The 22750-nt window shown below is 68.3% G+C and carries 22 protein-coding genes; 11 read left to right on the top strand and 11 right to left on the bottom strand.

Features of this window, described 5'->3' with window-relative positions:
* The first annotated feature begins 3 nt into the window (after positions 1-3).
* The 4 genes from ACTZWU_RS14925 (at position 4) to ACTZWU_RS14910 (ending at position 8083) form a co-directional block, all read left to right on the top strand.
* Positions 4-1959 carry a methyl-accepting chemotaxis protein gene (locus tag ACTZWU_RS14925; protein ID WP_444738155.1) on the top strand — a complete coding sequence of 652 codons (1956 nt, stop codon included), beginning with the start codon at positions 4-6 and terminating at the stop codon, positions 1957-1959.
* 198 nt (positions 1960-2157) lie between these two features.
* Entirely contained in the window at positions 2158-3348 is a 1191-nt protein-coding gene (locus ACTZWU_RS14920) for an FIST signal transduction protein (protein WP_444738154.1), read from the top strand.
* 153 nt (positions 3349-3501) lie between these two features.
* The gene (locus ACTZWU_RS14915) at positions 3502-7467 is read left to right on the top strand and encodes a PAS domain S-box protein (protein ID WP_444738153.1); all 3966 of its coding nucleotides are present in this window, start codon (positions 3502-3504) and stop codon (positions 7465-7467) included.
* Position 7468: 1 nt separating this feature from the next.
* Positions 7469-8083: a response regulator gene (locus ACTZWU_RS14910; protein WP_444738152.1), complete on the top strand. Its 615-nt coding sequence runs from the start codon at positions 7469-7471 to the stop codon at positions 8081-8083.
* A gap of 15 nt (positions 8084-8098) precedes the next feature.
* Here the strand turns inward: ACTZWU_RS14910 and ACTZWU_RS14905 are convergent, their stop codons facing one another.
* The 9 genes from ACTZWU_RS14905 to ACTZWU_RS14865 are packed head-to-tail and all read right to left on the bottom strand — an operon-like array spanning position 8099 to position 12598.
* Positions 8099-8560 (bottom strand): hypothetical protein, encoded by a 462-nt coding sequence (locus ACTZWU_RS14905; protein WP_444738151.1) that lies wholly within the window; start codon positions 8558-8560, stop codon positions 8099-8101.
* A gap of 8 nt (positions 8561-8568) precedes the next feature.
* On the bottom strand, positions 8569-9294 hold the full coding sequence (gene flgH, locus ACTZWU_RS14900; RefSeq protein ID WP_444738150.1) for a flagellar basal body L-ring protein FlgH: 726 nt from the start codon (positions 9292-9294) through the stop codon (positions 8569-8571).
* Between the two features lie 15 nt (positions 9295-9309).
* A complete protein-coding gene (flgA, locus tag ACTZWU_RS14895) occupies positions 9310-9723 on the bottom strand; it encodes a flagellar basal body P-ring formation chaperone FlgA (RefSeq protein ID WP_444738149.1) in 414 nt (137 codons plus the stop codon).
* Positions 9723-10508 (bottom strand): flagellar basal-body rod protein FlgG, encoded by a 786-nt coding sequence (gene flgG / locus ACTZWU_RS14890; RefSeq protein ID WP_444738148.1) that lies wholly within the window; start codon positions 10506-10508, stop codon positions 9723-9725. The genes flgA and flgG overlap by 1 nt, the downstream gene beginning before the upstream one ends.
* Before the next feature lie 9 nt (positions 10509-10517).
* Positions 10518-11234, bottom strand: a complete 717-nt coding sequence (locus tag ACTZWU_RS14885) for a flagellar hook-basal body complex protein (protein ID WP_444738147.1) — start codon at positions 11232-11234, stop codon at positions 10518-10520.
* The gene (locus tag ACTZWU_RS14880; protein WP_444738146.1) at positions 11234-11500 is read right to left on the bottom strand and encodes a flagellar biosynthetic protein FliQ; all 267 of its coding nucleotides are present in this window, start codon (positions 11498-11500) and stop codon (positions 11234-11236) included. The genes ACTZWU_RS14885 and ACTZWU_RS14880 overlap by 1 nt, the downstream gene beginning before the upstream one ends.
* Positions 11501-11508: 8 nt before the next feature.
* Positions 11509-11796, bottom strand: coding sequence for a flagellar hook-basal body complex protein FliE (gene fliE, locus ACTZWU_RS14875; RefSeq protein ID WP_444738145.1), 288 nt, complete (start codon positions 11794-11796; stop codon positions 11509-11511).
* Positions 11797-11807: 11 nt separating this feature from the next.
* On the bottom strand, positions 11808-12200 hold the full coding sequence (flgC, locus tag ACTZWU_RS14870; RefSeq protein ID WP_444738144.1) for a flagellar basal body rod protein FlgC: 393 nt from the start codon (positions 12198-12200) through the stop codon (positions 11808-11810).
* A gap of 11 nt (positions 12201-12211) precedes the next feature.
* The gene (locus ACTZWU_RS14865; RefSeq protein ID WP_444738143.1) at positions 12212-12598 is read right to left on the bottom strand and encodes a FlgB family protein; all 387 of its coding nucleotides are present in this window, start codon (positions 12596-12598) and stop codon (positions 12212-12214) included.
* Positions 12599-12696: 98 nt separating this feature from the next.
* Here ACTZWU_RS14865 and ACTZWU_RS14860 point away from each other — a divergent pair, with 98 nt between their 5' ends.
* Positions 12697-14016, top strand: coding sequence for a FliI/YscN family ATPase (locus ACTZWU_RS14860; protein ID WP_444738142.1), 1320 nt, complete (start codon positions 12697-12699; stop codon positions 14014-14016).
* A 168-nt stretch (positions 14017-14184) separates the two neighbouring features.
* Complete coding sequence (locus ACTZWU_RS14855) at positions 14185-14868, top strand: Crp/Fnr family transcriptional regulator (protein ID WP_444738141.1); 684 nt, start codon at positions 14185-14187, stop codon at positions 14866-14868.
* Positions 14869-14871: 3 nt separating this feature from the next.
* Here the strand turns inward: ACTZWU_RS14855 and ACTZWU_RS14850 are convergent, their stop codons facing one another.
* Entirely contained in the window at positions 14872-16074 is a 1203-nt protein-coding gene (locus ACTZWU_RS14850; RefSeq protein WP_444738140.1) for a L,D-transpeptidase family protein, read from the bottom strand.
* 225 nt (positions 16075-16299) lie between these two features.
* On the opposite strand from ACTZWU_RS14850, the gene ACTZWU_RS14845 reads away from it, so the two are divergent.
* From ACTZWU_RS14845 to ACTZWU_RS14835, 3 genes are all read left to right on the top strand, one after another.
* Positions 16300-17601 carry a TRAP transporter large permease gene (locus ACTZWU_RS14845; RefSeq protein WP_444738139.1) on the top strand — a complete coding sequence of 434 codons (1302 nt, stop codon included), beginning with the start codon at positions 16300-16302 and terminating at the stop codon, positions 17599-17601.
* Between the two features lie 69 nt (positions 17602-17670).
* Positions 17671-18069 carry a PaaI family thioesterase gene (locus ACTZWU_RS14840; RefSeq protein ID WP_444738138.1) on the top strand — a complete coding sequence of 133 codons (399 nt, stop codon included), beginning with the start codon at positions 17671-17673 and terminating at the stop codon, positions 18067-18069.
* Positions 18066-18881 (top strand): oxepin-CoA hydrolase, alternative type, encoded by an 816-nt coding sequence (locus tag ACTZWU_RS14835; RefSeq protein ID WP_444738137.1) that lies wholly within the window; start codon positions 18066-18068, stop codon positions 18879-18881. Before ACTZWU_RS14840 ends, ACTZWU_RS14835 begins: the two co-directional genes overlap by 4 nt.
* A gap of 10 nt (positions 18882-18891) precedes the next feature.
* On the opposite strand, the gene ACTZWU_RS14830 is transcribed toward ACTZWU_RS14835, so the two are convergent.
* Positions 18892-19668 carry a GntR family transcriptional regulator gene (locus tag ACTZWU_RS14830; protein WP_444738136.1) on the bottom strand — a complete coding sequence of 259 codons (777 nt, stop codon included), beginning with the start codon at positions 19666-19668 and terminating at the stop codon, positions 18892-18894.
* Between the two features lie 169 nt (positions 19669-19837).
* On the opposite strand from ACTZWU_RS14830, the gene ACTZWU_RS14825 reads away from it, so the two are divergent.
* Complete coding sequence (locus ACTZWU_RS14825) at positions 19838-21031, top strand: MFS transporter (protein WP_444738135.1); 1194 nt, start codon at positions 19838-19840, stop codon at positions 21029-21031.
* Positions 21032-22741 (top strand): glycosyl transferase family 90, encoded by a 1710-nt coding sequence (locus tag ACTZWU_RS14820; RefSeq protein WP_444738134.1) that lies wholly within the window; start codon positions 21032-21034, stop codon positions 22739-22741.
* Positions 22742-22750 lie beyond the last annotated feature (9 nt).

Raw genomic sequence — 22750 nt, 5'->3', positions numbered from 1 at the left:
CGAATGACCTTTCTTTCGCAGATGTCGCTCAAGGCGAGGCTGGTGACGATCCTTGTCGCCAGCATCACGGCCGTGGCCCTTTTGATCACGACCTTCGCCATCACGATCAAAGACAGCGAACTGCGCCAGCTCTCTGTCTCGCAGGTCGACATGGCGCTCGGCATCCTGGCGTCCGACCTGGCGCGCGCAGATCAAGGGTTCATCGCGGGCACTCCGGCAAGCGGCAATGTCACCGGGCTGGTGCTTGCAACCGAGGATATCCGGATCCCCACCCGGATTGTCGATCAGGTCTTCGAACTGCTTGCAACTCATGTCACCTATTTCGCGCTGGTCCCCGAAAATCAGCAATTCGTCAGGGTGATGACCAGCATCCGCGCCGCCGATGGCAGTCGCGCCGTCGGAACGGCGCTCGATCCGTCGGGCAGCGCCTACGCCGCCCTGATTGCCGGACGCAGCTTTGCCGGCGAGGCGACGATTCTTGGCGCCCCCTACATGACGCGCTATGAGCCCGTGTTGGACATGTCGGGCCGTGTGGTCGGCGCGGTCTTCGCGGGAAGGTCGTCCGAGGCGATCAATGCGCTGCTCTTCAAGTCGGTGCTGCTGCTGGCGCTGCCCACACTGATCCTGATCGCGCTTGCCCTGTTTGCCAGCCGCTTCCTGATACACCGGACGCTTCGCCCCGTCCGCGATCTGGCCGATATCGTGAAGCGCCTGGAACAGCGCGATTACGACGTGGTCATCGCCCCGGGTCAGGCCCGTGACGAGATCAGTGAGCTGAGCTCTGCCTGCATGGCCCTGCGCGACGATCTGCGCGAGGCCGCGCGCATGGCTGAATTGTCGAAGGTCCAGGAGGCTGAGCGCGAGGCGAAGCGGACCGAAATGGCGCGCGTCGTCTCGGATCTGCGGGCGGGTCTGTCGCGGCTGGCGGATGGCGATCTGATGTCCCAGATCCCCAGCACGCCTGACAACCCCTTTCCGGCGGATTACGAGCCCCTGCGCGTCAGCTTCAACACCGTGATCGACCGTTTCGATGAGGTGATCAACCAGGTCAGCGACATCGCCCGCAACGTTCGTGACAGTGCCGTCGAGATCGCCGATGCCAGCCGCGAATTGTCCAGCCGCGCCGAGACGCAGGCCGCCACGCTGGAGGAATCCGCCGCGGCCCTGACCGAGCTGACCCATTCTGTCGCCTCGACCGCAGATCGTGCGACGCAGGCGCAGGATGCCAGCTTCGACAACCGAAATGGTGCCGAACGCGGCGCCGAGATCGTGCGCGAGGCCGTCACCGCGATGAGCGGGATCGAAAAAGGTTCCGTGCAGATCACCCGCATCATCGGCGTCATCGAGGATATCGCCTTTCAGACGAACCTTCTGGCGCTGAATGCCGGGGTCGAGGCCGCGCGCGCAGGTGATGCGGGGCGGGGATTCGCGGTGGTCGCCTCCGAGGTACGCCTGCTCGCGCAGCGCGCCTCGGAATCGGCCCGCGAGATCAAGGGGCTGATCTCGGACAGCACCGAGCGTGTCGAGGAGGGTTCGAATCTGGTGCGGCGTACGGGCGACAGTCTGTCGGAAATCCTGGGCCGCGCCAGCGAGGCGGCCAGCCTTGTGGCCGACATCGCGCTGGCGGCGGCAGAGCAGGCGCGGGGTCTGGCGGAAGTGAATGCCGGGGTGAACCAGCTTGACCACGTCACCCAGCAGAACAGCGCCGTCGCCGAGGAAACCTCTGCCGCCGCAGCCACGCTGCAATCGCGGTCCGAGGAATTGATGCGGGCGCTGTCCGGTTTCCGAACCCGTCAGCGCAGCACGGCGCCCCGGATCGAGCAGCCAAAGATCGTCGCCGCGCCGCGCGACACCGCGGTCGAGGCGAATATCGTCGATTGGTCCGCTGCCGCCACCGCGGCGGTGAACGGGCCGCGCGCCACGCCTGTCAGGCAAGGCGCCTCCTGGGCCGAGTTCTGAAGGTGATGGCCTCTGCGCTGGGGTCAACCCTGGCGCTGCCCCGTGCGCGCTGCCGCGATGCGGGGCAATCCGCTCGAATCCGGGGCAAGGGGCTATCTCCGAAAGAATAGGTTGCGATCAATTTGGGTGAGTCCGCGTAGGAATCGCATAGTTGCGCGCGCTAAAGGCTGGGCGAGTTGTGCTTTGAAAGGCGGGCCCATGCATGTTCGTTCCGCGCAATCGGGCGCTACCAACGGCGCGACTGCGTTGCAGGACATCGCCGCCCGACTTGGTTTGTCAGACGGGCCGCGCCCGGACTTTCTGGCGCTGCATTTCGGGATCGGCCTTTCCGCAGAATTGCTGCACGATTTGGCCCATGACTTGATCGGGGGACAGGCTCTGCATGGCGGGTCGTCCTGTCTGGGTGTCATGGGGCGCGACGGGATCGAACTGGGCGGCGCGGGGCTTGGCGCGCTGGCGATCTGGGACCCGGCAGGCAGCTACGGAACGGCCTCGGCGGCTCTGGGCGCTGATGCGGGCGCGGCGGCGCGAGCGGCGGCCTTGCAGGCGCTGCAGCGGGCAGGGCGACCCGGCGAGATGCCCGAGATGGTCTGGCTGACCGTTGCGCCCGGCCGGGAGGAGCAGGTGATCGAGGGTCTGCGCCCCGTCGTCGGGCCGGAAACGATGATCGTCGGCGGCAGTTCGGCAGATAACGAGGTCTCCGGGGATTGGCGGCAATTCGGTCCGGACGGGGTGCATCGGGATGGCGTCGTCGTCTCGGTGCTGTTTCCCAGCCGTGCCATCGCTTCGGTCTATCAGAGCGGCTACACGCCCACGCCCTTCGGCGGTCTCGTCACAAGCGCCGAATCCCGCAAGCTGATCCAGATCGACGGGCGGCCCGCCGCCGAAGTGCTGCATGAATGGTCGGGCGGCGCGGTGCCGATGGCGGGAGGGTCGGCGCGCTCGATCCTGGCGGATTCGACGCTCTGGCCATTGGGCCGCGAGACGCGGCTTCTTGCCGGGGTGCCCTTTCATCTGTTGGCCCATCCGGCGACGGCGCATGTTGATGGCTCGGTCGATCTTTTCGCGGATGTCGCGGTGGGCGACCGGTTGTGGCAGATGCAGGGTTCGGCCAACAGTCTGGTCGCGCGCGCCGGGCGCGTCGCGGAGCAGGCGCGCGACATTCTGCGTGCACCGGTCGGCGGTGCGCTGATCGTCTATTGCGGCGGATGCATGCTGGCGGTCCGCGACCGGATGGACGAGGTGCGCGCGGGGATCGTCGCCGCGCTTGGCGATGTGCCGTGGATCGGGGTGTTCACTTTCGGCGAGCAGGGCAGGCCGGTGGCAGACCGCTCGCGGCACGGGAATCTGATGATCTCCTGCACGGTCCTGGCGGGACCGGATGATTGACCGGTTTCCGGGATCCGGCGCGGTGTCCGACCGCGCGACCGAAGCCGCCGGATCGCACCGTTTTTCTTGCGGCACAGCCCCGAACATGCGACCCATGGGGATACGGGAAATACTGCGCGGGGTGCGCGACGCCATGCGTCAGCGGGTCAGACCATGAGTGCGCCGGTTACGGGCGACAGCGCGTCGCGCGAGGCCTTTGAGCGCGAGCGCGAAGCGCGCCGCGAGGCCGAGGCATTGGCGGATGCCCGGCGACGCGAGTTGAGCGAATTGCGCCGCCGTCTGGTCGTCGAGACCGAGGCTGTGCGCAGCGCCCTTGCCGAGACCGAAACGATGCGCCAGCGCGAGGCGGGCGTTTTCCGGGAACGGGTCATCCTGTCCGAGGCGCTGCGCGCTCTGACCGGAAAGGCCGGCGCCGACGAGGCGCTGCAATCGCTGCTTGACGTGCTTCGTCACGAATTCGGCGTTCGCGCCTGCCTCTTCGTGCGCGCCGAGGACGAGGCGGTCACCGTCGCGGCCAGCGCTGGGCGAGCTTCGATCGGAGAGGTGCTGCCCCTGCCCGCGCAGATCATCGAACGCCCGCGCAGGCTTGCCCTGCCAATGCCGGGCGAGGGCTGGCCCGCGGGTCTTGGCGAGCCGGCCGAGGCGCTGCTGGCGCCGCTGACGCTGGAGGGCGAGGCGCCGGGCGCCCTGATGCTGGTCTGCGGACGGCATGACCGCTTCAGCGCGGCGGATCTGCGGTTGCTGGAACAGGTTGCCGGGCTTGCCGCGCAAGCGCTGAGGGCGCTGCGCGAGGCGCGCCGCAACGCCTTGCTGATCGCGATGGTCGAAGGCCGGCAGATGGACGCCCCGGACAGCGTTCTGGACGCCCCGCTCGAGGCCGTCCACACGGCCTTCAGCCGCCTGACCAAGATGCAGGGCGATGCGGTGGGCATCCTCGACGCGCTTTTGGGCGCCTCTCTGGGCGATACCGATCTGGCGATCCAGAACGCCCTGGCCTCGTTGGGGCGGCGGACCGGCAGTGACCGGGTCTATGTCTTCCTGTTGCAGGATGACGGGCTGGCGATCAATAACTCTCATGAATGGTGCGCGCCGGGGATCGAGCCGATGATCCATCTGCTGCAGGGCGTCCCGGCTGCGATGATCGACCATTGGCGCGCGGAATTCGATGCCGGGCGCGAGGTTCAGATCGCCGATGTCCTGACGATGCCGGACGACGCACCAGAGAAGGAAGCCCTGATGATGCAGGGCATCCGGTCGCTGCTGGCGGTTCCGATGATCAGCTATGGCCGCTTCAAGGGCTTTGTCGGTTTCGACGCGGTCCGCGAGCCGCGCAGCTTCCTGCCGGGCGAAGTCTATCTGATCCGCTCGGTCGCGAAGGTGATCGGCTCGGTCCTGGGACGCCGGCGCGCCGAGCAGGAGCTGAGCCGCGTCCATGCCGAGACCCTGTCGCAGCGCGCCCGGCTGCAGGCCGTGCTGTCGGCGATGCCCGATCTGGTCGTCGAACTGGACCCTGCGGGGCGCTTCAGGGCGTGGCATTCCGGCGCGGTCTCGGTGCCCGACCCGGTCTATGATTACTTCATCAACCGCACCCCCGAAGAGACGCTGCCACCGGATCTGGCGCTGGTCGCGCGCACCAAGCTGAACGAACTCGAGGCCGGGGCGGTCAGTGTCAGTCATACCTTCAAGCTGGCGCTGCTGGGCCCCGAGGAGCGCTGGTGGCAGATGACGGGCAGCGCGATGGGCGAAGAGGGCTTCATCTTTGCCCTGCGCGACATCACCGAGATCCGCGAACAGACCGCCGAGATCGAGCGTCTGTCCCAGATCGCGCGCCGCACCACGAACCTTGTCGTCGTGACCGACGCGGCCCGGCGCATCGAATGGGTCAACGCGGCCTTCGAGCGCACGACCGGTTGGACCCTGGCCGAAGTGCGCGGCAAGAGCCCCTCGAACTTTCTGCATTGCGACGAGACGGACCCCGATACCGTGCAACGGTTCCGTGCCGCGCTGGATGCGGGCCTTCCGGTGCAGGGCGAGATCCTCAACCGCTCGCGCAGCGGCGAGATGTATTGGCTTTCGATCGACATTCAGCCTGTCCATGACGCCTCGGGCACGCTGGAGGGCTTCATGGCGGTCGAGGTGGACATCACCGAACAGCGCCGGCAGGCCGACGCCCAACGCCAGGCGGCGGATGCGGCGGCGACGGCCCGCGCGATGCTGGAAACCGCGGTCGAGGCGCTGCAGGACGGCTTTGTCCTTTACGACGCGGACGAACGGCTGGTCATCTCGAACAGTCGCTATCGCCAGATCTATGCGCTGTCCGAGCCCGCCATCACCCCGGGCGCCACGCGGGAAAGCATCCTCAGGTACGGTCTGGCCCACGGCCAGTATCCCGAAGCCGAGGGCCGCGAGGAGGAATGGCTGGCCGAATTGCTGGACCGCGACCGCCCGCCCATGCGCGAATTCGAGCATCGCCTGCCCGATGGCACCTGGCAGCGGATCTATGAAAAGGCGACGCCCGATGGCGGCCGCGTCGGCCTGTGCGTCGACATCACGGCGCTGAAGCTGGCCGAGCAGCGCGCCATCGCGGATCGCGCCACCGCGATGGAGGCCAGTCGCGACGGCATTGCCATCACCGATGGCGAGGGCTTCTGCATCTACATGAACCGTGCCCATCGCGAGATGTTCGGCTATGAGCGCGAGGAAGAGGTCCTGGGGATGCACTGGTCCAGCCTGTATGGTCCCGATGAGGTCGCCTGGATGAACGCCAATGCCGTGCCGCATCTGCTGCGCGACGGCGGCTGGTCGGGCGAGATCATGGGCAGGGGCCGTGATGGCAGGCTTGTGGATCAGGACCTGTCGCTGACACTCAAGGATGACGGCGGCGTGCTGGCGATCGCGCGCGACATGACCTCGCGTCGCATGGAGAGGGCCGAGCGCGAGCGTCTGCAGAACGAGCTGCAGCTGGCGCAGCGCCGCGAAATGATCGGCCAGATGGCGGCTGGATTGGCGCATGACTTTAACAACCTGCTGGCAGTTATCGCGGGTGGCGCCTCGCTGATCCGCGAGACCGTGGCCGAGGATGACCCAGCCGCGATGGGCGCAGGGCGCATCCTGGCGGCCTCGGATCAGGCGGCGGGGCTGGTGCGGCGGCTTCTGGCGCTTGGCACGCGGCAGCCAGCGCGGGTCATGCTGGATCTGCGCGCACCCCTTGCCGAGGCGACGGAATTGCTGCGATCCAGTCTCAGGGCGCCGATGCGGCTGGCGCTGCACCTGCCCGTGACGCCGGTCGAGGCGCTGGCCGATCCGACCGACATCCTGCAGGTCGTGCTGAACCTTGCCATCAATGCCCGCGATGCGCTGGCCGACCATCACGGCTCGATCACGATCAGCCTGACCGCGCCGGATGATCTGCCAGCGCCACAGCCCTCGGACGGGGCGCTGATCGTGGGGCGTCTGGACCCCGCGCGGCGCTATGCCTGCCTGTCGGTGCAGGACACCGGGCCCGGCATGCCGCCCGACGTCGCGGCGCGGATCCTGGACCCCTATTTCAGCACCAAGGGCGACAAGGGCACCGGGCTGGGGCTGGCGATCGTGTCCTCGGTGATCGGCGACAATGGCGGTGCGATGCGGCTCTGGACAGCGCGGGGGCAGGGGACGCGTTTTGACGTCTACTGGCCGACCGAGGCCATCGACAGCGCCGGCCCGGCACCGTCGCGCGACGAGGATCTGACCGGGCGGCTGGACGGGCGCATGGTGCTGGTCGTTGATGACCAGCCCGAGGTTCTGGCCATCGTCAGCGCCTATCTCGAGGCCGCCGGCGCCGAGGTCGCTCCCACGACCGAACCCCGCGACATCCTCGACGCGCTGGCCTCGGACCCGGGGCACTGGGATCTGCTTGTCACGGATTACGACATGCCGGGCATGAACGGCGCCGATCTTGCGCGCGCCGCACGGATGGCGGCGCCGGGCCTGCCGGTGATCCTGGTCACCGCGCTTGCCGGTGAGGCCGGCCGTTCAGGGGCCGAGTTCTCGGCCGTGCTGTCCAAGCCCGTCGACCGTCGCGCGCTTGTTCGGCAGGCCGAACTGGCCTTGCTGGCCGCAGCCGATCGGAGGGGCTGAGATGATGCGTGTCCTGATCGCGGATGACCATGACCTGTTGCGCGACGTTTTCGCGGCATGGCTTGCCAAAGAGCAGATCGCCTGCAGCACCGCGCCCGATCTGACCAAGGCGCTGGCGATCGTGCGGAGCTCGGAACCCTTTGACCTGGTGCTGCTGGATTACCGGATGCCAGGCATGGAGGGGCTTGACGGCCTGACCCACATGCTGGCGCAGGCAAGGGGGGCGCATGTCGCGCTGATGTCGGGCAATCTGCCCGCCGATCTGGTTCATCAGGCCTTGACGATGGGCGCGGTGGGTTTCCTGCCCAAGACCCTGCCCATGAAGGCCTTTGTCGAGGCCGCGCGCATGATGGCCCAGGGCGCGCCGTTCCTGCCGCCCGAACTGGCGCCCGCCGCCCCTCCGCCACCCGGTGCCGCGCTGACCCACAGCCTGACCGCGCGCGAGGCGCAAATCCTCCGAAGGCTTGTGCAGGGCTTGACCGACGCGCAGATCGCCGCCGACCTGAGCATCGCAGAGCCGACCTTGCGACTGAACCTGCGCACGCTCTTTCGCAAGATCGGCGTTGAAACCCATGACGAGGCGCGGCAGGCCGGTCGCGATGCGGGCCTGATCTGAGCCGCTTCCCCGGTGTCAGGTCGATTGCCGCGCCAGGTCCTGTATCAGCACGGCCCGGATCGGGGTCTGGGTCGCGGACTGCGCGGCCTTCAGCAATCCCTCGCGCAGCGTTTCGAGGTTCCGGTCCAGCGTGTAATTCCCGTCGAACCCCCCGGTATTGGCGTGGATCATCAATTGCCGCAGCAGCGCGTCGCGCAGGCGGTGCTCCTGTTGTTCCAGTGCGGCGACCTCGGTTGCGTCGGTCTCGATCACCAGGGTCAGGATCATGATGGCCGACATGTCCCCCTGCCTCACCAGAGGGACGAAGAACTGCGTCGGAAAGGTGAACCAGCCGGGCTCGGCCACAGGTTCGGGGGCCTTGGCGACGGGCTCGGCCATCGGGTCGGGCTCGGGGCGGGGGCGCAGCATGTCGCCAGCAAAGGCGCCGCCCAGCATGGCCAGCAGGGGAACGATCAGCAATGCGATTTTCTTGATCATGGCGGGCCTCAATAGGGCAGCAGGATGTCGGCGATCTGCTGGCCGTAGCGCGGCTGCTGCACGTCGCTGATCTGGCCGCGCCCGCCATAGCTGATCCGGGCGCCCGCGATGCGGTCATAGGCGATCTCGTTGTTGCGGTCGATGTCGCCAGGGCGCACGAAGCCGCTGACGGTCAGTTCGCGCAGTTCATAGTTCACGCGCACCTCCTGGGTGCCGCTGATATGCAGGCTGCCATTGGGCAGGCGGTCGATCACCGTCGCCGCGACCCGCAGGGTCAGCTTGTCGCGCCGCGAGATGTTGCCGTTGCCGCGATAGCTGGACGAGGCCGATGCATCTGCCAGTTCGTCGAAGCTGGCGCCCTCGGGCAGCTTGTCGGCAAGGCGCTGCGGGATGCCCATCATCTGCGGGATGCTGGCGCTTTCGCGCGAGGCGCGGCTGCGACCCGAACTGTTGCTGATCTCGGCGCGGTCGTCGATCTCGATCACGACAGTCAGGATGTCGCCGCGGAGCGCGGCGCGCCGGTCGTTGATCAGCGAACTGGTCGAGCCCGACCAGAGCGAGGCCGCGGCCTCGGGCCGGCCCGAACCGATGGGCAGGTCCAGCGGCGGGTTGACCATGGCCATGAACTCGTCGGTCTCGCGCGGCGATGTCAGTTCGGGCGGCCGGCCCAGATGGTCCACCCTGGAACAGGCGGTCAGCGCCAGGGCGAGGCACAGGATCGTGGCGGGTTTCATCGAAAATTCCTCTGGTTAATGCGCGACGACGCTGCCATCGGGCATGACGCGTGCCGACAGCGTGCTGCGCGAGGCGAGGTTCATCACCCGGATCGTGTCGCCCGCGGCGCCCTCTGACAGGGCGCGGCCCTCGGCCTCGATCCGCAGGGTGCCGCGCATGAAGCTGACGCGCAGGATCTGGTTGCGGCTGACCAGCCGGGGGGATTGCAGCAGGCTGGCGTGAAGGGGGCGCCCCTCATGAATGGTGATGCGGGTCTGCATGCCGATCGCCTCGGACGGATTGGTGATGCCCGGGCGGTCGCTGTCCACCGCGCGCAGGTCGCCTGCGGTGATGATCGTGCCCGCGGGCAGGGTGCGCGAGGCCGCCAGCGTTCCCGTCAGCGCCATCCCGGGCCAGATGAGGGCCAGAGCCAGAAAAACCGCGCGCATCAGCGCACCTGCGAGGTCGCCGCCAGCATCTGGTCGGCGGCGGTGATGACCTTGGCGTTCAGCTCGTATCCGCGCTGCGCCTTGATCAGTTCGGTGATCTCGCGCACCGCATCGACCGAGCTTTCCTCCAGATAGCCCTGCCGCAGCGTTCCCAGCCCCTCTTGTCCCGGATTGACGACCTGCGGCGCCCCCGAGGCGGCGGTTTCGATGAACAGGTTGCCGCCGATCGCCTCGAGCCCCTTTTCGTTCGAGAAGCCTGCAAGGGTGAACTGACCCAGCATCTCGGGTTCGACCCGGTCGCCGAAATAGGCATAGACCTCGCCCGCCGCATTGATCGAGATCGACCGCGCATCGTCGGGAATGGTGATCTCGGGCACGACCGGATAGCCGTCCGACGTGACCACCATCCCCTCGGCCGAGCGTTTCAGCCCGCCGTCGCGCGTATAGCCTGACATGCCCGAAGGCAGCACGACCTCCAGGTAGCCGTCGCCGTCGATGGCGAGGTCCAGATCCCCTCCGGTCTGGATCAGCGAGCCCTGTTGCAGGCTGATGCTGACCGCCGTGGGCCGGACGCCCAGGCCCAGCTGCACGCCCGCCGGGATGACGGTGCCGTCCGAGGCCGTGACCGCGCCGGGACGGGCGGCCTGCTGATAGTGCAGATCCGCGAATTCCGCGCGGCGGGCGTTGTAGCCGGTGGTGGACATGTTGGCGAGGTTGTTCGAGATCACCTCGACGCGGGTCTGTTGCGCGCTCATGCCGGTGGCGGCGATTTGCAGGGCTTTCATGGCGGGTTCCTATCGGGTCATGGCGGAAAGGGCGTTGCGGATGCGCTGGTCCTCGCGTTCGAGGAAGCTCTGGCCCAGCTCGTAGGCGCGCTGCACCTCGATCATGCGGGTGATCTCGAAGACGGCATCGACGTTGCTGTCCTCAAGGAAACCCTGCCGGATGCCGGTGGTCTCAAGCGGCTCGGGCGCGCCGTCGATGCGGAACAATGTGCCCCCCTCGCGCGTGGGGGTCTGGCCCTCGGGCGGGGCAAAGACGCCGACGCGACCGAAAGGCACGCCATTGGCCGACAGCGTGCCGTCCTGTCCCACCGCAACCGCGCTGGCACCGCCGGGAATGATGATCGGTGCCTGTCCCTCGTCCAGCAGCCGGTGGCCGTCGGAATTCATCAGCTCGCCCTCGGCCGAAGGCGTGAAGGCGCCCGCCCGCGTCAGCCGCACACCGTCTGGCGTCTCGACCAGAAAGAAACCCTCGCCCTCGATGGCCAGATCGAAGCGGTTGCCGGTCTGGCTCAGCCCGCCCTGGTTCAGGTCCAGCAGCCGGCCCCGCGCATGGGCCATCGACAGGGTGTCGCCCCGACGGTCCAGCGCGGCAAGGTGTTCGGCAAAGATCACCCCCTCGCGGCGGAAACCGGGCGTGTTCGCGTTGGCGATGTTGTTTGCGATGACGCGCATCTCGGCCATCAGGCCCGATTGCCGGTTCAGGCTGGCATAGGTCGCGTTGTCCATCAGCTTGCCTCGATCAGGGGGATGACCTGGCCGATGTAGAAGTCGGACAGGGCAGTGGTCATGAAGCTCATGCCGACCCAGAAGACGACCAGCATCAGCGCCATCTTCGGCACGAAGGTCAGCGTCATTTCCTGCACCGAGGTCAGCGCCTGAAAGAGGCCGATCACCACCCCGCTGACCAGCGCCACGATCAACAGCGGCGCCGACATCCTGACCGCCACCAGCAGGGCCTGTCGCAGCACGTCGAACAGCATCATCTCGGTCATGGCGCGCCTCAGACCGGCATGCGCAGGATTTCCTGATAGGCCTCGACCACGCGGTCGCGGATCGAGACGACCGTGTCCATGGCCAGTTCGGCCTCGGCCAGGGTCTGCACCAGGGTATGGGTGTTCACCTGTCCCGTCATCGCGGCGGTCGAGACCTGGTCGACCTGACCCATATGGCGGGCGAATTCCTCGGCGGCCTCGCCCACGCGGCGCATGGCGTCGGGCGATTCCCCGCCCGGAGCTGTGGCATTGCGGGCGGCGGAATAGGCATTGGCGGCGTTCAGGCTGGTCAGCATGGCGGACCCTTTCATCGACGGAGGATTTCAAGAAGCGACGCGCCCATCTGGCGGGTCTGTTCGAACATGCGCAGATTGGCCTCGTAGCTGCGGCCAGCCTCGCGGCTGTCGGCCATCTCGATGATCAGATCGACATTCGAGCCGAGGTAATACCCGTCCTGATCGGCCATCGGATGGCTGGGGTCGTGGATGCGCGGCAGGGCCGTCTGGTCCAGCCGCATCCGCCCCGCCTGCACCTCGCCCGACGGGCGGCCGAAGCGCATTGCTTCTTCGAAGGTGACAAGTTTGCGGCGGTAGCCGGGCGTGTCGATATTGGCCATGTTCTCGGCCGTGTGGCGCAGCCTTTCGGATTGGGCGCGCATCCCCGAGGCCGAAAGGCCCAGGGCAGAGATCGGTTCGCTCATCGTCTTGTCCCCTATCGCCGGCCGATGCTGCTGCGCATCAGGTTCAGGGCCGAACGGTAGATCCCGATGGCCATGTCGTGCTGGCGCTTCAGCTCTGCCGCGCGCACCATCTCGGCCTCCAGCGAGACCGAGTTGCCGTTGGGCGAGGCCTGGCCTTCGACCGTGATCGGGCGGATCGCGCCATCGGCCCAGGCGGGGGGCGGCAGATGCCCGGCGCGGGTCGTCCGCATCGCGGGGGCGGTCCCGTCGCGATAGCTGTCGGCAAAGGCGGGCAGGTCGGCGGCCCGGTATCCGGGCGTGTCGGCATTGGCGATGTTGCGCGCCGTCACGATCTGGCGCTGCGCCACGTGATGACCCATCGCACGGGCCATCCGCATCATCTCGATTCTCTCAAACATGAGGCTTCTCCTCATTCACCATAAACCCGGTCTTAACCCCGATTCCTTTAGAAACCCTTTCAGGGGGAACGATTCTCCCGGCAGGCGAGGAACCGGAAATGGATAGAATTGAATCGATCACCCGCCAGATCGCCCGGATGCGGCTGGCGCGCTATTTCGGCCATGTCCAATCCATCCGCGCCGGGCTGATCCGGGTCGCTGGCCTGAACGACCGCGCCTCGGTCGGGGATCGGGTGCTGATCGCGCTGGACCCCGCCCCCGTGGGCGGAGAGATCGTGGGCCTCGGCCCCCGCCATGCCGAGATCCTGCCCGAAGGCGCCATCGACGGCCTGTCCGTCGGCGCCGAGGTCGAGCTGCTGTTCGCGCCCCGCATCGCGCCTGCTGACGACTGGATCGGCCGGATCGTCGATCCTCTGGGCCAGCCGCTGGACGGCCGCCCGCTGAGCCAGGGCGATACGCCGCGCCCTTTCCGCTGCGAGGCGCCCGCCGCCGTGGGGCGCAAGCGGCTGGGCGCGCGCCTTGCCACGGGGCTTGCGGTTTTCGACACGATTCTGCCGCTCGTGCGCGGGCAGCGGATCGGGCTTTTCGCGGGCTCGGGCGTGGGCAAGTCCACGCTGCTGTCGCAGATGGCGCGGGGCGTTCAGGCCGATGTCGTCGTCATCGCCATGATCGGGGAACGCGGGCGCGAATTGCGCGAATTCGTCGAACGCACGCTAGGCCCCGAGGGGATGGCGCGGGCGGTGATCGTCACGGCGACCTCGGACCGCTCGCCGCTGCTGCGGCGGCGCTGCGCCTGGGCGGCGATGGCGGTGGCCGAGCATTTCCGCGACCGGGGAAAACATGTCCTGCTGCTGGCCGATTCGATCACCCGTTTCGCCGAGGCCCATCGAGAGATCGCCTTGGCTGCGGGCGAGCCGCCCAGCTATCGCGGCTTTCCGCCCTCGGTCTCGAACCTGATCATGGGGCTGGCGGAACGCGCCGGACCCGGACCCGAGGGCGCGGGCGACATCACGGCGATCTTCAGCGTCCTCGTCGCCGGGTCCGATATGGAGGAGCCCGTGGCCGACATCCTGCGCGGCACGCTGGACGGGCATGTGGTCCTTGACCGCGCGATCGCGGAACGGGGGCGTTTTCCGGCGGTGGACGTCGTGCGGTCCGTCTCGCGCGCGCTGCCCGAGGCGGCGGATGCGGCCGAGAACCAGCTGATCGGCCGCGCCCGCGCCGCCCTTGGCGCCTATGCCGAATCAGAGCTGATGATCCGCGCGGGCCTTTACGCGCCCGGCTCGGATCCGAGGCTGGACGAGGCCGTCCGCCTGCAACCCGCGCTGGATGCCTTTGTCGCGCGCGCGACCCCGTCGGTCGCGGCCAGTTTCGCGGAACTGGGCGCCGCTTTGCGTCAGCCGGCGGGGGTGCCGTGAAACCGCCAGAGGGCCAAGGGCGTTGCGGATGTTGATGAATGTTAGACAAGGTCCGCGCGCCATTGCGCCCGGATTCCCGATTTGCAACTGTCCGCCAGCCATCGGAAAGGGGGTGAACAAATGGCGATTACGGAATATTTTATCCGGTATTTACAACGACGTGACCGCTTGTCCGACGCCGATCTCGCGTGTCTGCGCGCCATGCCGACCCGCCACCATCAGGCCGCCCCCGGAGAGGTCATCGTCGAGCCCGGCCCCAAGGCCAGTCAGAGCTGCATGATGCTGCGTGGCCTCAGCGCGCGGTCGCATCGGCTGAAAGGCCGCACCGAGCAGCAGGTCATCACCGCGCTGCATGTGCCCGGCGATTTCGTCGATCTGCACGGTTTCGTGCTGAACGGATTGTCCCACGCCGTCGTCGCCATCGGCCCGGTCGAGGTCGAATTCGTCGATCATGCCGAACTGATCGAGATCACCCGCAACTTTCCCCACCTGACCCGGCTTCTGTGGCGGGCCACGCTGATCGACGCTGCGATCCACCGGCAGTGGCTGGTCGCGGCGGCCTCGCTGCGCTCCAGCGCGCATCTGGCGCATCTGCTGTGCGAGATCTACACGCGGCTTAACGTGGTCGGCGCGGCGACGGGGTTGCAATTCTCGATGCCGCTTCTGCAGCGCGAACTGGCCGATCTGCTGGGCTATTCGCCGATCCACGTGAACCGCGCCGTGCGCGATCTGCGCGACCGGGGGCTGGTGCGTTGGGTCGGCGCCGACATCACCATCCTCGACTGGAACGGGCTGGCGACGCTGGCGCGCTTCGACCCCGATTATCTGGATCTGGGCCGCGAACCGACCTGAGTGTCAGGGCTGGTTGCCCTCGGGCAGGGGCATCACGAACCCCTCGGGCAGGGCCGCGCCAAGCGCCTCGCCAAGGGCGTCCTGCGGGGCCTCAGGCTGCATCGCTTCGGGGGCGGGCGTCGCAAGGGCATCCGCGGCGGGCTCGGGCAGGGCCAGATCCGGGACAGGCGGCTCGGTGCGGGTCACACCGGTCACATCCGCGATGGTCACGCCCGGATCGAGAAATTCGACCGTCGTGCCCCCGATCTGCACAAGCCGCGCCAGTTCCTCGGCATCCCAGTTCGTCAGCCGCACGCAGCCCATCGACTGGTTGCGGAACAGCTGCGATGGCGTGGGCGTGCCGTGGATGCCGTAGGTCGGCTTGGTCAGGCCAATCCAGACCGTGCCGACCGGACCGTTCGGCCCCGGCGGGATCACCAGCTTGCGGTCATTGTCGCCCTGCTGGAAATTCACCGCGGGATTGTAGGTGTAGTTCGGATTGATCGCGACCGTCGCGATATTGTGCGTGCCGACCGGCGAGGGCGTGGCGCTTGACCCGATCGTGGCCGGGTAATCCACCAGCATCACCCCCCGCGCATTATAGCCCGCGACGCGGCGGTTTTCCTTGTCGATGATGATGCGCGTGACCTCGCCACGGATCGGCGGATTCGGCGCCATGACCTGAATCGTGGCGCCGGGCACGAAGTCAATGCCGGGATTGAGCATCTGGATGAATCGCTCGTCCATGTGGAACCGCTCGGCCAGACGCTCGGCCACGCTGGTGTAGCCCATCGATTCCATCTGCGCCTTCTCGGCGAAATCGGTCGGGATCGCGGCGACCAGACCCTGCGCGTCGGCCTCGGTGATGGTGTAGTTCTGCGTGACGGGGCGCTCGGCAAAGGCCTGAAGCAGGTTCCAGACATGCGGGTCCATCACCCCGTCCATCGGCAGGCCGGCCCGGCGCTCGAAGGCCTTGATCGCGCTTTGGCTCATGCCGCCCTTGAAGCCGTCGATGACACCGGGCGAGGTGCCCGAGCGGTCCAGCAGCAGCTGCACCTTGGCCGTCAGGGCCGAGCGCCCCTCGGGCAAGGTGGCGCCGTCATATTGCGCGGCCTCGATCTCGGCGGCGGTGAAGCGGCGATCCTCTTGCGCGCGGGCGGGCGCTGCCGGGGCCAGAAGGCCCAGCATCAGGGTCACGATCAGGGCCGGGAACACGGGGCCGGTCATCCGCTTCATTGCACACTCCGAAAAAGGATCACGTGGACAATCCGTTATCCCGATGACTTGCGCCAGATACCGCCCCGGTCAACTTTCGGTCAATTCCCGATTGCCTTCGCCTGATCCCGGTGCCAGCTTGCCCGGAACCGAGGAGGAGGCCGTGAGAATGTTCCCGATCTGCGCCGCAGGGACGCGTGGCCGACAGCGCGCCACCGGGACGGGCGCGGTCGGCTGATGCCCGTGGCGATCGGACTTGCCGCGCTTGGGCTGATGCTGGTCCTGCTGGCGCTGCGCCTGCCCGCCGCGTTGGCCATCGCGGCCGTGGCGCTGCCCGCGCTGCTGCTTGCCGACTGGCTGGCCCCTGTGGATGCGGTCGGGACCTTTCTCGGCGGGCTGAGCGATCTGGCGGGCGATCCGGACCTTTTGCTGCTGCCTTTGGTCGTGGCGCTTGGCAATCTGGCCTTTTACAGCGGTGTGGCGACACGGCTTTACGACGCGGCGCTGGTCTGGCTGAGGCCGCTGCCGGGGGGGATGGCGATCGCCTCGGTCATCGGCTGCGGCGGGTTCTCGGCGATCTCGGGGTCGTCCTTGGCCTGCGCCTCGACGATGGGGCGGATCTGCGTTCCGGAAATGCTGCGCGAGGGCTATGACCCGCGCCTTGCCACGGCCTCGGTCGCGGTGGGGGGGACGCTTGGGGCGCTGATCCCGCCTTCGGTGCTGTTCATCCTGTTCGGCCTGCTCAGCGCCACGCCGGTCGCGCCCCTGTTCATGGCTGGGCTGCTGCCGGGCCTGCTGTCGCTGGCGGGGATGATCCTGGTGATCCTGTGGTGGGCCGCGACCGAGCCCGAGGCCGCCCCGCGCGGGCAGCCCGCCACGGTCAGCCGCTGGCAGGCGGCGCTGGCGGCCTGGCCCGCCCTGCTGATTTTCGCGGTGATCCTGGGCGGCATCCAGTCGGGCTGGCTCAGCGCCGTCGGCGCCGTGTCGCTGGCCATCGCGCTGACGCTGGCCTTCGGTCTGGCCGCCCGGCGCCTGCCGCCCGAGACGCTGCTGCAGGCCCTGCGCGAGACGCTGCGCCAGACCGCTGCGCTGGCGGTGATCCTTGTGGCGGCCAAGCTGCTGTTCGCGCTGGTGGCCCTGACAGGGCTGGCCGAGGCGCTGAGCCTGTGGGTCGATCGCGCGGGCCTGTCCTTCGTCGCGGTGATGCTGGCGGTGGTGGTGCTGCACATCGCGTTAGGGATGGTGCTGGACCCGGTGGCGATTCTGGTTCTGACCTTGCCCTTCATGGTGCCGCTGGTCGATCTTTACGGGATGGACCTGATCTGGTTCGGCGTCGTGCTGGTCAAGCTGATCGAGATCGGGCTGATCACGCCTCCGGTCGGGCTGAACGTCTTTGTCGTCTCGAATGTCGCGCGGGGGACGGGGGTGCGGCCGATCTTTGCGGGCGTTTCGCGCTTTCTGTTCGTCGATCTGCTGGTTCTGGCCGCGCTGGTCCTGTTCCCGGCCTTGTCGCTGATTCTGCCCGCGGCGATGGGCTAAGGGCGGCCGGCCCTTGCCTTGGCCGGGGCGATGGGCCACATCCGCCCCGACCCACAAGCCGGAGCCGCCATGACCCCGACCGACGACGACAGCGGCGCGCAGCGCCTGATCGGTTTCGCGCTGGACATCAGCGACGGGGCCCGGGCGCGCTGCATCCTGGATCTGGACGACCGCCACCTGAACCGCATGGGCATCCTGCATGGTGGGATCGCGGCCACGCTGCTGGACAGCGCGCTTGGCGTCACCGCCAGCCTGACGAACGACCCGTCGGGGCGCCATCCGGTCAGCACCGTCTCGCTGAACGTGAACTATCTGGCGCCGGGCCGTCCGGGCCGCGTGACCGCGACCGGGCGTCTGACCGGCGGCGGGCGTTCCACCCTGTTCGTCGAAGGCGATCTGCGCCATGAGGACGGCACGCTGATCGCCACCGCGACCGGCGTGTTCCGCAAGCTGAAGGCCCCGGCATGAATCCCTACACCAACGCGCATTGCGAAATCAGCGACCTCGGCGACCGGCTGGTGGTGGAAAACCGCAACGCCACACGCCGCAACGCCCTGACGCCCGAATTCCAGGAAGGGCTGCTGCACGCGCTGACTTTGGCCTCCGAACAGCCGCGCATCGGCGCGGTGATCCTGATGGGCGAGGGGGATTTCTTCTGCGCGGGCGGCGATCTGAACCATCTGCTGACCGCGCAGTCCATGGACGAGGGCGAACGCCGCACCCAGATCGACGCCCTGAACGACCTGATCCGCGCCGTGGTTCATTGCCCGCGCCCGGTCATCGCCGTGATCGAGGGCGGCGCGGCCGGGGCGGGCCTTTCGCTGGCGCTGGCCTGCGACATGGTGATCTCGGCCCGCGATGCGCGGTTCACGGCGGCCTATGTGAATGCCGGTCTGGTGCCGGACGGGGGGCTGACGGCGGCGCTGGCGGCGGGTCTGCCGCCGCAGATGGCCGCGCATATGGCGCTGACCGGCCTGCCGGTCGAGGCCGCGCGCCTGCACGCGCTTGGCCTTGTCACCGAACTGACCGAACCGGGCGAGGCGATCATGGCCGCGATGGCGCTGGCCGACCGGCTGGCGGCGGGTCCGGCGCAGGCGCAGGCGGCGATCAAGCGGCTGCTGACCGGCTGGCACCGCACCGCATTCGAGGCGCAGCTGGCCGCCGAACGCGACGCCATGGCCGAGGCGCTGGCCTCGCCCGAGGCGGCCGAGGGGATCAGCGCGTTCCTGGCCCGCCGCCCGCCCGGTTTCCGCGCCCTGCGCGATCCGGACGCGTCCTGACCGAAGGTCGCTATTCGGCCATCGCCAGACGGTAGCAGGGCGGATAGAATTGCCGCGCGAACGAGACCGGGATCTGGTTCAGCGAATTCGTGCGCTCGATCGTCAGGACCGGCGTTCCGGGCGGCACGCCAAGCGCTTCGGCCGCACCGGCACAGGCGGGCTCGGCCAGGATCGAGAATTGCGCCTGCGTCACCGGCACGCTGCGCGCCAGCCATTCGTGGGGCGGCTCGGTCTCGAACGTGGTCGCGTCAAAGGCCGGCAGCGCGTCGGCGTTCAGCCAGATCTGTTCGAAGCAATGCGGCGCATCATCGGCGCGATAGAGCGACGTGACCTGCACGACCCGCGTTCCCGCGATCAGGTGCAGCGCCTTGCGGGCCTCGGCCGGGACGGGCGCGGTGGTCAGATCCAGCAGCCGGTAGCCGAGCGTCTGGCCCAGGGCCTCGACCTCGTCGCGGATCGCGGGCAGTTCCAGTCGCGCCCTGCGCGAGGCGCGCGCCGTGACCCGCGTGCCGACCTTGCGGCGGCGTTGCAGGATGCCGCCATCGGCCAGTTCCCGCAGCGCCCGGTTCACGGTTGCCCGGGCGCAGCCCAGTTCGATCGCCAGCTCGTGTTCGGTGGGGATCAACATGCCGGGTGCCCATTCACCGGACCGGATGCGTTCCATCACATCGGCGCGGACGGATTGCCAGGTGTTCATCCGGGCGCCGCGTTTGCGGGGGGCGACTGCGGTGATGGTCAGCACCCCCTCGGGGGCGGTCGCGGTCATCTGAGCTTGAGCGTCTTCCATTCCTCCCTGTTAGCGTGACAATGAATTTCGCGCGACTATCCATAGGGATATGAAATTCTTCCCAATGGTTAGGTTTTGCATTTTGCGCAATTTCAGCTTTCGGCGGCATCGCGGGCGCAGTAATCCGGATCAGGCTGAATGGGGGGACGGTCGCAGCATGGGACAACAGATGACAGCCGCCGGGCCGAGCACCGGCAAGGGTCAGGGCACAGCTTGGGGCATCCTTGGCGCGATCAGCCTCTGCCACATGGCCAATGACGTGATGCAGTCGATGCTGGCGGCGATCTATCCGCTGCTTCAGGCCGAGTTCAGCCTGACCTATGCCCAGATCGGCGTGCTGACGCTGGCCTTTCAGGTGACGGCCTCGCTGCTGCAACCGCTGATCGGGGCGGCGACCGACCGCCATCCGCAGCCGCGCTCGTTGCCCTTCGGGATGGGATCGACGCTGATCGGGGTGCTGCTCTTGGCCTTCGCGCCGACCTACGGGATGCTGCTGGCGGGGGCGGCGCTGATCGGCATCGGCTCGGCGGTGTTCCACCCGGAAAGCTCGCGCGTGGCGCGGCTGGCCTCGGGCGGGCGCTACGGGACGGCGCAATCGGTGTTTCAGGTGGGCGGCAATGCCGGGACCGCGCTTGGCCCGCTGCTGGCGGCCTTCATCGTCGTGCCGCTTGGCCGTCCGGCGGCGGCGTGGTTCGCGGTGGCGGCGGCGCTGGGGGCGGCGGTTCTGTGGCATGTCGGCCAATGGGCCGAGACGCGGCGCCGCGCGGTGGCCGCCTGGCCCGATACGGCGCTGCGCCTGCCGCGCGTAACGGTCTTGCGCGCGATCACGGTTCTGGCGATCCTGACCTTCACCAAGAACATCTATTCGGCGGCGATGACGAGTTACTTCACCTTTTTCACCATCGAGAAATTCGGGCTGGGGCCGCAGGGGGCGCAGATCATGCTGTTCCTGTTCCTGGCCGGGATGGCCGTCGGGGTGCTGATGGGCGGCATGCTGGGCGACCGGGTCGGGCCGCTGACGGTGATCTGGGTCTCGATCCTGGGGGTGCTGCCTTTCACGCTGCTCTTGCCCCATGCCGGGCTTTACGCGACAGGCGCGCTGGCGGCGGTGATCGGGCTGATCTTCGCCTCGGCCTTTCCGGCCATCGTGGTCTTTGCGCAGGAACTGGTGCCGGGCCGCACCGGGATGATCGCGGGGCTGTTCTTCGGCTTTTCCTTCGGGATGGGCGGCATTTCGGCTGCCGCGCTCGGGGTTCTGGCCGATGCGCGCGGGATCGAGACCGTGTTTCGGCTGACCGCCTTCCTGCCGCTCTTGGGGTTGCTGACGGTGCTTTTGCCGCGCCATCCGCGGGCGGCGGGCTAGATGCCGGGCGCGCGGCTGTTCCATATCAGCCCCGAGGGCTGCGGCGAACAGGATCTGGCGCGCATCTTCGCGGCTAACGGCCACCCCGTCGCCTGTCACGAGGGCGGCGGTCTGGCCGCCGATATCCTCTATGCCCAAGGCCGGGATGCACCCTTGCTGCAACCCTTCGCCAAGGCGCGGTTTCTGGCGGGCCTCTGGCGCAACAACCCGCATTGGCGCCCGCCGCTTCAGGCATGGCGCAGCTTTGCCTTCCTGGCCGACCGCTTCCCTCAGGCACGCTTTCTGCTGACCCTGCGCCCCGAGGACGACCTGATCGCCGCCCGCATGGCCGCGGACGAGGGGCGCGTGCTGCGCGCCCATGCCCATCATCACGGGCTGGACGCCGATGGCATCGCCGCGCTGTGGCGCCGCGACTGGCGGGTGCATCTGGCAGCGGTCCGCGCGCATTTCGCAGGCAGCGACCGCCTGATCGAACTGGATCTGGACCGCGACAGCCCCGCCGATCTGGCGATCCGGCTGGCGGGGTTCATCGAATTGCCCGTCCTGCCGATCAGCCGCTGGTCCGACGCCGCGCCAGCCTCGGTCCCCCTGCCGCGCCCCGATCCCGCCCCCGCCTCTTGGCCCGAGGATGTGGCGCGCTTCTGTCTGCAAGGTCTGGCGCCCACGCCCGAGGGGGGGATGGAGGGCCTGTCGCCGCTGGCCTGCTACTGGGATGGTCGCGTCGGCGCGGATCTGGCCCCGGTGATCGACCGCGCGGGCGCGCCGCGTCAATTCGCGGTGTCCCAGCCCGATGGCGCCGGGCCGCTGGCGCTGGCCCGCGACGGGCGGCATTTCAAGCTGGTCCGGGCCGAGGGCGTGATCAACGACATCCTGCGCCTTGGCCGCCGCGATCCCGTCTGGATCGACATGGAGGACAGCCGCTGGATGGGCAGCCCCCAAGGCGATCCCGTCAGCGAACCCGTCCTGTGCCACAACCGCCGCGCGGGGGCGGTGAATGCGGTTCTCTGGCCCTTGCCCGACCAGCACACGATCGGCATGCCGGGCTTCGACGCCGCCAGCCCCGCCGACGACATCCCTTGGTCGCAGAAAGAGGACCGGCTGATCTGGCGCGGCATGATCTCGGGCTCGGAAATGCGCGAGGGCGTGAAGCCCGGCCCCGCCAGCCATGTCTGGCTGGCCCGCCTGGACGAGGCCCGGAACCCCGAGGCCCGCACGGCCGCGTGGGAGGGGCTCTGCCGCACCAACCGCATGGCCTTCATCCGCCGTTTCATCGACGACCCCGATTTCGACATCGGCATCGTCATGGCCCCCGCCTTTCGCCGCTTTGCGGATGACCCGCTGCTGGCGCCCTATTGCCGCCCGCGCATGGGGCCGCAGGGCTTCCGGCGCTTTCGCTATCAGCTCTGCATGACGGGTTATGACCACGGCTCGAACTTCATCTCGGGGCTGGATCAGAACGGCGTCCTGTTCGCCGAGGATGACGGCTGGCAGGTGTTTTACTCGGGCCGCTTCCAGCCATGGCAGCATTACATCCCCGTCGCCCGCTACCTGACCGACCTGCCCGAGAAACTGGACTGGGCGCGCGCCAACCCCGCCGAATGTCAGGCGATATCCGCCCGCGCCCGCGCCGAGGTGCGGCACCTGCGCGACCCCGACGCAAGGCGCGCGCTGATGCGGCTGATCCTCGACGGGCTGGCCGCCGCGCGCTAGACAGGCGCC

Origin of the sequence: Paracoccus sp. NSM (assembly GCF_052379855.1) — a bacterium.
In the GTDB taxonomy this organism is placed as follows: Bacteria; Pseudomonadota; Alphaproteobacteria; order Rhodobacterales; family Rhodobacteraceae; genus Paracoccus.
This window is presented reverse-complemented; position numbering and strand designations above follow the sequence as displayed.